Origin of the sequence: Chitinophaga sp. (genome assembly GCF_036566945.1) — a bacterium.
Classification (GTDB): domain Bacteria; phylum Bacteroidota; class Bacteroidia; order Chitinophagales; family Chitinophagaceae; genus Chitinophaga.
Map to the genome: position 1 here is coordinate 1 of NZ_DATCVJ010000087.1, position 8,405 is coordinate 8,405.

The following is an 8,405-nucleotide window of genomic DNA, read 5'->3' on the forward strand; positions in this document are numbered from 1 at the left end:
ACGGCATCATAAGTATATTCGTAGGAGTATCCCGTAGGGAGCGTTTCTTTGATCACCCTGCCCAGCTCATCATACTCCCAGTACTGCTGCCCCCCTCCCGGCATTATCAATCGCTGCAGATTATACTGTTCATCATATTCCATTTCAAACACACGTCCGCTGCTGTGTACCAATCTGTGAAGACCTGGACCTTTATATTCATATTGTAATACGTTACCATTCACGTATGTTTTCTTTTGCAACATTCCCTGTTCATTGTAGCTCCATTTCAACCTCCTTCCACCAGGGCTTTTCACCGATATCAACTTCTGTTGTTCATCGTAATAAAATACAGTCGCCTCTCCATTACCATTTACCTGTTGTTCTATTCTTCCGTATTCATCATGCACATATTTAGCCGTATTGCCAGCAGGATCCACTACTACTTCCAGTTCTTCAAAACTGTTATAATGTTGCAATGTAACGCCGCCGTTGCCGTCAATAATTTTATAGATAAGGTTACGTTCATCAAAATAATATTCCGTAGTATGCCCGAGACTATTGGTCGCAATGGTTTTTCCGTCTTCATACCGGGCATGATATTCCAGCACGCCATTGTCGCCCCAGGTATGCACACAGCGGGCGTCTTCTCCAACGCCGTCATACTCCCAATAAAAATTAAGGCCACTTTGATTCGTTAGTTGTACGAGCAAATGTTGTTTATAAAAAAAGTATTTGGATACGTCCAGGGCATTAGTGGTACTGCTTAAATTTCCATCTTCATCATAAGTATACCGTACGAGGTGAATGATTTGTGCACCATTCCGGGTATCAATTTTTTCAATGCGGCCCTGTTCATCTGTAGTTACTTGTAACAAACGATTGCTGCTGTCAATGACTTGTTGCAGATAGCCGTTCCCGTTATAACGGAACAGGATACAAAAACCTGCTACATTCCTGATTTCAGCAAGCCGGAAAGTACCGTCCGGTGTTGGTTTGGCCGCAAACCGGTATGTTTGCCGCGTAGTATCCTGCAAATAATAGCCTTGGTTGTCGCGATGCCACCAGAGTAATTCTTTTCTGTTGTAGTAGCTTCCTCCCGTTGTCAGTGCCGGCATTACTGTTTCACGGCCATCCCATAAGCGCACACTGAAATATCCGTTTTGCAGATCGTACACACTCATGTTATAGTTGTGATGCCAGTTATAACCCAGCGGTCCCGGCACGGCAGCATCACTGTAATAAGTACGTTCCCATATAAGCGGAATAGGTCCGGGTAATTCAAAATCTATGTTGGAAGAAACGACTCTTCCACTGACGGCATCTACAGGTTCTCCAAAACGTTTACACTTAAAATCCTGTAACACAGCTGCCAGCTTTGGAAACCTGCTCTCTATCTTATCGATCACTTTTTGCAATACCTTACCGGCAGCTTTAGAAAGTCCTTTCAAACCCAGTTTAAACATCAACTGGAAGAGATCTATTGTTGGCGGACCACCTACCAGCACAGGTTTGCCGGCAGAAGTCATAATGAGCAATACCGAAGTAGGTGCCATCAACGCAAACGCAGAACTCTTTTTATTGAGGCGGGGCGGTGATGGAAGTCCCACGAGATTACAGGATAACGCCGGATGAAACTGTGTAGAAAATGGTCCGCCATCTGCCAGTACGGTAGAACTGCCCATCCACATTTCCGATGCAGCTTTGGGCTTGACAATCGGAAAAGGTAAATGTGCAATGAACGCTGGTAAGTGAAAAATGGTAGTACCGGCATTGGCAATCCATTGGTTGTGTACCCTCACAGAAGGACTTAAAGCATGTACCAGCATTTGTGCGGTAGCCGCCAGAGAAAAGGGCTGTGGCGGCGGTTCTTTCCCATCTTCCGCTTCCGGAGGCGGTGGTGGTGGTGGTACCACACTGGCAATGGCAGCCATTATAGCGCCTATGATATCGAATATCATCCCGATATGAGGTACTGGTAATAAGGGAGAAGGAGGAAAAACAGAGTCATGAAAATCTATTCCAACACCCAGGTCAAAATACTTCGCAGCGGGCATTCCCGGGAAGGAGGGTAAAACACTCGCCATGCCTTTTTGTATATGGTCCAGCGAATTTTTCTTTTCTGCAAACAATGCTCCGAAGCCTTTATTTTCTACAGCCATGGCAGTAATTACTTTGGTCCCTGTAGGGAGTACGCGAATTAGTTAAATTCAAAAAGAGAAGACTTGCGTCTGACTGTAGCCTTGTCCAGGCCTTCAGACTGCAATAGCGTGGCCCAGTCATCACCTAATAATTCCTGCAGCTGCTCTTGTAATATTTTGAGATCTTCCGGCCCTCTTATTTTTTCACACAGGTGAACCGCCATGCTGGCGGCATGCAGGAAGGTAGACTGTCGCCTCACCTCCAGATCCAGGTAGCTGCCGCCAGTAAGGGCCAGCAGGAGATTTTCAAACGCAATATTCAGTTGACTCAGTTCATAATACAAATGACCGCAAAGCCGGTAGCCTTCCATGATCATAAAAGCGTCGCCTTTGCCGGCTGCTGTATGCGCCAGTTCTTCATATAATGCAATGGCCTGCTTACGTTTCTTTTTCCCTACCAGTATGGCCGCTTTTATCATGACACAGGATTTCCAGGTAGGATACCCCGCAGGATCATCTGCATCCATCAATTGCCGGGATTGCCCGATGGCTTTATCTGCATAAGCGGCACTTTTATTTTGCTCCCGGATCATAAAATAAGCCTGCGCCGCTATCATCATGCCTGCGACCGCCTGCGTGGCGCCACCCATTTTTTTACACAGGTCAAGCAACACAGCTACTTCATGGTCCAGTATTCCTGCATCCTGTTGTGTGGTACAATCCATTACAGTACGGATTTGCTTACGGAAACGTGCATCGATACCAACACTATCTGAGTTTCCGCCGCCTTTATCCATCTCGTTTTTTATGGCTGCTACCATATCCAGTTTTGGTTGCAACAGCTTTACATGTTCCGTTAATATTTTTTGGGAAAGCGTCACCCTGGGGTTCGTTACCACATCAATGGTAACAAGGCGGATACCTGCCGGCAGTCCTTTCTTCAGCACATCAGCGTACCAGTCGCCCGCATCCGGACTATCAGATCTTAAAGGAGGGAAATAAATACAGCAGCCGATATCTTCCAGACCAGTGATATATGATTTAAAGCGAAGTATTTCTTTCCAGATACTTTGTACACAAGGTGTGAGTGTCAGGTCCGGGTGATAGTCCTGCTTCAGCAGCCTGTCTTTTTTCAGGGCGCCATACACATCGTATGCGCTATTGGGAATGGGCTCAAACCAGGATACATACTCCTGCCACAGCGCATTTTCCCAGGCTTCATGATCTCCTGTCCAGGGGGTATCAAAACGAAAAAATATTTCTTTAAAAACACCTATTGCGGTGCGTTCAATTTCCAGGAATTTATCGATGATATCTATATCGGCATATTGTACCAGCCAGATCGCCAGTTTCCAGTGCTGGTCGGCATCTGCCTTGGCCCAGGCTTCCCGTACTTTATAGAATTCCTGCCCAATGGATGGTGAGGTTGTCATAAGTTAGCTTTAAAGGAATCAGGAATTTATTTTCACTAATCCGCCGGACACTACCACATCGGCGGTACCGCTCACAGATACATCTTTATTGCCAACTACGCTCACGGAGTTGCCCGTAACATGTGCGCTGCTGCTGCCTTTAGCGAGGAATTCTTTTGTCAGTATGCTCAGTGATTCATCGCCCTTAAACAGGGTATCTTTTGCTTTCACCACTACCGATTCCTTTCCTTCCATATAGATCCCTTTTTTCGCTACTACTGTACCTGAGTCTGATGCTGAGATGGTGAATTTCTCTGCGCTGATTTGAATTTCTTTGGAAGAAATATCCATTTTTGTTTTCGAAGAAATAGCGATATTTTCTTTACCGTCGAGGAAAATGCGGTTGCCACCGGGATCAGTAATGGTGACGCTGCCGTCGGCATCATTTAGTAAGATAGAAATACCGCTGCGGGTACGGATGGCTTTCATGTCATTGGCGGCAGTACCAAAGCCAGACTTGCCTTCGCCGTTGTAAGTAGTCCCCAATACAAAAGGTAGTTCGGGATTACCACCTTCAAAATCCACCACTACTTCCTCTCCTTTTTCCGGCACCATGTACATGCCTTTACTGCCGCCTCCGTGTGGAGACACTACCCGCATCCAGGGCGTCATTCCCTGCTGCTGCCATTTAAACCGGGCCCTTACGCGGCCCAGGTCTTTAGGATCGTGGTTATCTACCACCGTAGCGCTCTGCGCTTCACAGAAAGGCATATTGTCCAGTTTCACCGGTGGTGCGGCCGCATCTGCCGGGATACCTTCAAACTCATTATAGTAATCACCGTTGCCGGTAACATGATGCGTTAAACCCCAGATCATGAATTTGCCATGATCATCTTTGGCATACACATTTTCCTGGATAGCAATATGATCTCCTACCCGCAGGGAAGTGTGCCTGCTGCTGCCCTTTAGCTGCACCATAGCTGCCATGCGGCCTTTCTTTTGCCTGGTTACCAGCGTATCCAGTTCTGCTTTTGCATTGCTGGAAAAAGCGTGTGTCATTTTATACAGAGAAGGACTGCTGTATAACTTCTCACTTAATCCCTGTACGTGCTGTGTATAATCATTTACTTTGCCGGCCGGCTGCGCAACCGTGGAATTATCCACCACCTTACTATTGCGGTAATCATAACCATTCAGTTGTTGATTGTTTGGCTGCACCTTCATTTCCAGGTCGAAGCTCATTAAGTCTACCAGGTGTACCAATGATATTTCCCGGGGTTGGTATTTCCCAAACACTACCTGTTGCCCGTTATAAAAAAACCATTCCCCAAAACGCTCTGACATCCGGTGCAGAAAGTCGAAAGAAGTTTCTTTATACTGTACGATATATTTCTGGGAAGCAGTGGTAGCGGGATCTACCAGTGGACGCGAAATATAGGGACCGCAGGCTTTCAGGGCGGTATTCACAATCGTCCCCAGGTCCTGGTTTTCGAAGGCTTGCACATGAGGATCATTATTCAGCAATATGGTAGGACTATATCCGCGGATCACACAAAAGCCATGTGTACCATCGCTTTCCTTCCCGGAGCTAACAGACATCACAATACCGTTAAAAATAAGTGGGTCGTAATGCTGTAATGCTTCGTAAGATTGGATCGTGATACCCACCTCTTTTCCCAGAAAGGCTTTGGTGGCAGACACCATGCCAGGCCCCAGTTCCTGCAGCCAATCGTACCCGATCTTTAACTCGAAATGATGGTGCCCCTGTAATTGTTGCTCCAGGCGCAGCGAATGGAATTGTTTAAATTGTTTGTCAGCAATAGATACGGTCGTTATGGTATGTAACATAAACAAGGGGGCTTTTAATATTAATATGGTCCTGTATGTATCGTGAAAAAAGCGGATGGGGTACTGTTACAAAAAACAGCCTTCACCACCATGGTAATTCTAAAAAAACGGGCTAATAAAATCGTTAGTTAACAAACTTAAATTTAAGGAAAATTTGCAAAAAACAAGGTCAATTTTGTGTAAGTGTGGAAAATTATTTCACAGGAGATGGGATAAGGGTATTATTCGTAAGATGGTCCTGATAAGTATGGATTCCTTATCTTTTCAGCGGACAGCAAAAAGCTATTATAACGAATGAGAAAAGCGAATAATTAATTAAAACGTCGCGCTGATCATTCTACATAATAGCTTTTTGCCTTCCCCTTTATGCTTTAACCTTCCTGATATCGAGTCCGTAAATATCCTTCAAACGCAGGAGGCACAGCTCTTCGCCGGATTTAGGCACTCCTATTTCCATCTCACAAAATAACTGCAACTCCTGGGATAATACAGTACAGTTGTTTTGTTTTACGACCATCATTACGTCGTTCATGATGGTATAATCAAAGCTGAGATGATATTTCGCTTCTATATTTTTCTGGATAACCGGAATCAGCTGCAATACCATGGCAGCGCTCATTTTATAGGCATTAATCAACCCGGGTACACCTAAGAGGCTACCGCCAAAATAACGCACTACTACAATGAGTACGTCCGTGATCTGTTTGCTGTCTATTTGTCCCAGAATAGGTTTTCCTGCAGACCCGGATGGTTCGCCATCATCACTGGCACGAAACTGCAGGCCAGCCGTTCCCAAACGATAAGCATAACAGTGATGGGTGGCTTTGGGATGTTCTTTCTTTACTTCTCCGAGGGCCTCTTTTACGGCTTCCGGGGTTTTAACAGGAAAAGCATATGCCAGAAATTTGCTGCCCCTGTCCTTAAATTCCGCTACAGCTGTTTTATCAATTGTAAAATAAACCTCCATCAATATCATTTAAATGCGCATCCAAAAAACTACGCAGGATTATAAAAATCAATACGATCACCGTCTACCTGCATGGTATCTACACCTATGGCGTGTGTGAGCAGCGGTGCCGCCAATCCATCTGTTAGTGTAACCGTACCTGTTATAATACGGGCCTCATCCCATAAACCGGCAGCGATAAACTGTTGCAGCAAATGGGGACCGCCTTCTACCAAAATACTCTGCACTTGCCGCTGATGCAGCTGTTTCAGTAATGCCGGCAACATATCTGTAAAATCCAGCTGCATGGTTTCGGTTAATCCCTGCGTTTCCCCAGGGGTGGCCGTAATGAATATAGTAGGAATGCTACCATCCCACAGGTGGTGGGAGCGCGGTACTTTCCCTTCCCGGTCGATGACCAGGCGTACCGGATCTTTGCCGGTCCACAAGCGGTTGTTCAGCCTGGGATTGTCCATGATGGCGGTGCGGGTGCCTACCAGGATGCCCATTTCTTCACTGCGCCATTTATGCACCAGGCGATCACTATACGGATTGGATATTTTTACGGGAGCGCCGTCAGCAGCAGCCATGATGCCATTGCGGCCCTGCGCCCACTTTAGTACGATATAAGGTCGTTTCTTTTCATGAAAAGTAAAAAAACGACGGTTAATGTGCCGGCATTCGGCCTCCATCATACCTGTATGCACCTTTACCCCTGCTTTTTCCAGCTTCTCAATGCCTTTCCCTGCCACGGCAGAAAAGGTATCTATGCAGCCTATTACCACTTCTTTTATCCCCCTGGATACAATCAGATCCGCACAGGGCGGCGTTTTCCCGTGGTGGGCACAAGGTTCCAGGCTAACATACATGGTTGCCAGCGGGATCAGTGACTGATCTTCTGCGGCTACACTATTAACGCAATTCACCTCTGCATGGGCCTGCCCATATTGACGGTGATAGCCCTCTCCTATGATGCGCCCCTGGTGAACCAGTACTGCTCCTACCATTGGATTAGGTGCTACCTGACCTGCTCCCATAGCGGCCAGTTCCAGGCAGCGATGCATAAAAAATTCATTGAACGTGCTATTCATAATCGCCAGCGATGTAATATTTTTGCAAATGTATCGTTTTTAGCCAGTGGAAAATGCCGCTTCCCCAGGTTTGCATTTTCCAGGTGATTTCCTTAAACTATTTATATTGACTATACAAACGGCCTTTACCTACATTACTGGTGCCATCAGTGAACTATACGATGAGCGGGAAGCCGCCAATATAGCACATATTATCATGGAGTACCTAACGGGCATGAGTAAACTGGATCGCATTGTTCACAAAACAAAAATCCTCTCTCCCGATCAAAATCAACGACTGAAAGTAGCGATTGAAGCGCTGCAGCGACATGAGCCTGTGCAATATATCACCGGCAACAGCTGGTTTTACGGCATGGAACTCCTGGTCAATAAAAATGTACTCATCCCCCGCCCGGAAACAGAGGAGCTGGTAGAGTGGATGGTACAGGATGCGGCACACAGGCATCGTTTGCACCTGCTGGATATTGGCACTGGTAGCGGATGTATTCCCCTGGCCCTGAAAAAATCATTACCCGATGCACAGGTGTCTGCCATAGATGTAAGCGAAGGCGCCCTGGAAGTAGCCCGCAGCAATAGCACCCGGCAAAGACTGGAGGTGAATTTCATGTTGCTGGATGCCCTGGATCCTGCGCAGCTGGCCACTTTACCCGAATTCGATATGATCGTCAGCAATCCGCCTTATATTACGCAAAGTGAACAAAAAACAATGCAGGAGCTGGTTTGGGGCTTCGAGCCGTCACTCGCACTCTTTGTTCCGGATAACGACGCCCTGCTCTTTTACCGCCATATCTCCATCATGGCCAAAAGCAAATTACTCCCCGGCGGAGCCCTTTACTTTGAAATCAATGAAGCACTGGGCAAAGAGGTCGTAGCCCTCCTGGAAGAACTGGGATTCAAAGACGTTACGCTGAAACAGGATATGTTTGGAAAAGACAGAATGGTGAAGGGAAGTGTTTAGCGGAGGGATCGCCTTCGGCGATTGTCTTTG

6 protein-coding genes are annotated in these 8,405 nt (G+C 46.5%); 1 reads left to right on the forward strand and 5 read right to left on the reverse strand.

Going from position 1 to position 8,405, the window contains the following annotated elements:
* From VIP81_RS02500 to ribD, 5 genes are all read right to left on the reverse strand, one after another.
* Positions 1–2,141, reverse strand: a 2,141-nt coding sequence (locus VIP81_RS02500) for a DUF6531 domain-containing protein (protein WP_331956901.1), incomplete at its 3' end; no start/stop codon positions are given.
* A 38-nt stretch (positions 2,142–2,179) separates the two neighbouring features.
* Positions 2,180–3,553, reverse strand: a complete 1,374-nt coding sequence (locus tag VIP81_RS02505) for a hypothetical protein (protein WP_331956902.1) — start codon at positions 3,551–3,553, stop codon at positions 2,180–2,182.
* Between the two features lie 18 nt (positions 3,554–3,571).
* Positions 3,572–5,380: a type VI secretion system Vgr family protein gene (locus tag VIP81_RS02510; RefSeq protein WP_331956903.1), complete on the reverse strand. Its 1,809-nt coding sequence runs from the start codon at positions 5,378–5,380 to the stop codon at positions 3,572–3,574.
* A 364-nt stretch (positions 5,381–5,744) separates the two neighbouring features.
* Positions 5,745–6,347, reverse strand: coding sequence for a YigZ family protein (locus VIP81_RS02515; RefSeq protein ID WP_331956904.1), 603 nt, complete (start codon positions 6,345–6,347; stop codon positions 5,745–5,747).
* Between the two features lie 29 nt (positions 6,348–6,376).
* Positions 6,377–7,417: a bifunctional diaminohydroxyphosphoribosylaminopyrimidine deaminase/5-amino-6-(5-phosphoribosylamino)uracil reductase RibD gene (gene ribD, locus VIP81_RS02520; RefSeq protein ID WP_331956905.1), complete on the reverse strand. Its 1,041-nt coding sequence runs from the start codon at positions 7,415–7,417 to the stop codon at positions 6,377–6,379.
* A gap of 106 nt (positions 7,418–7,523) precedes the next feature.
* On the opposite strand from ribD, the gene prmC reads away from it, so the two are divergent.
* Positions 7,524–8,375 carry a peptide chain release factor N(5)-glutamine methyltransferase gene (gene prmC, locus VIP81_RS02525; RefSeq protein ID WP_331956906.1) on the forward strand — a complete coding sequence of 284 codons (852 nt, stop codon included), beginning with the start codon at positions 7,524–7,526 and terminating at the stop codon, positions 8,373–8,375.
* Positions 8,376–8,405: the final 30 nt, after the last annotated feature.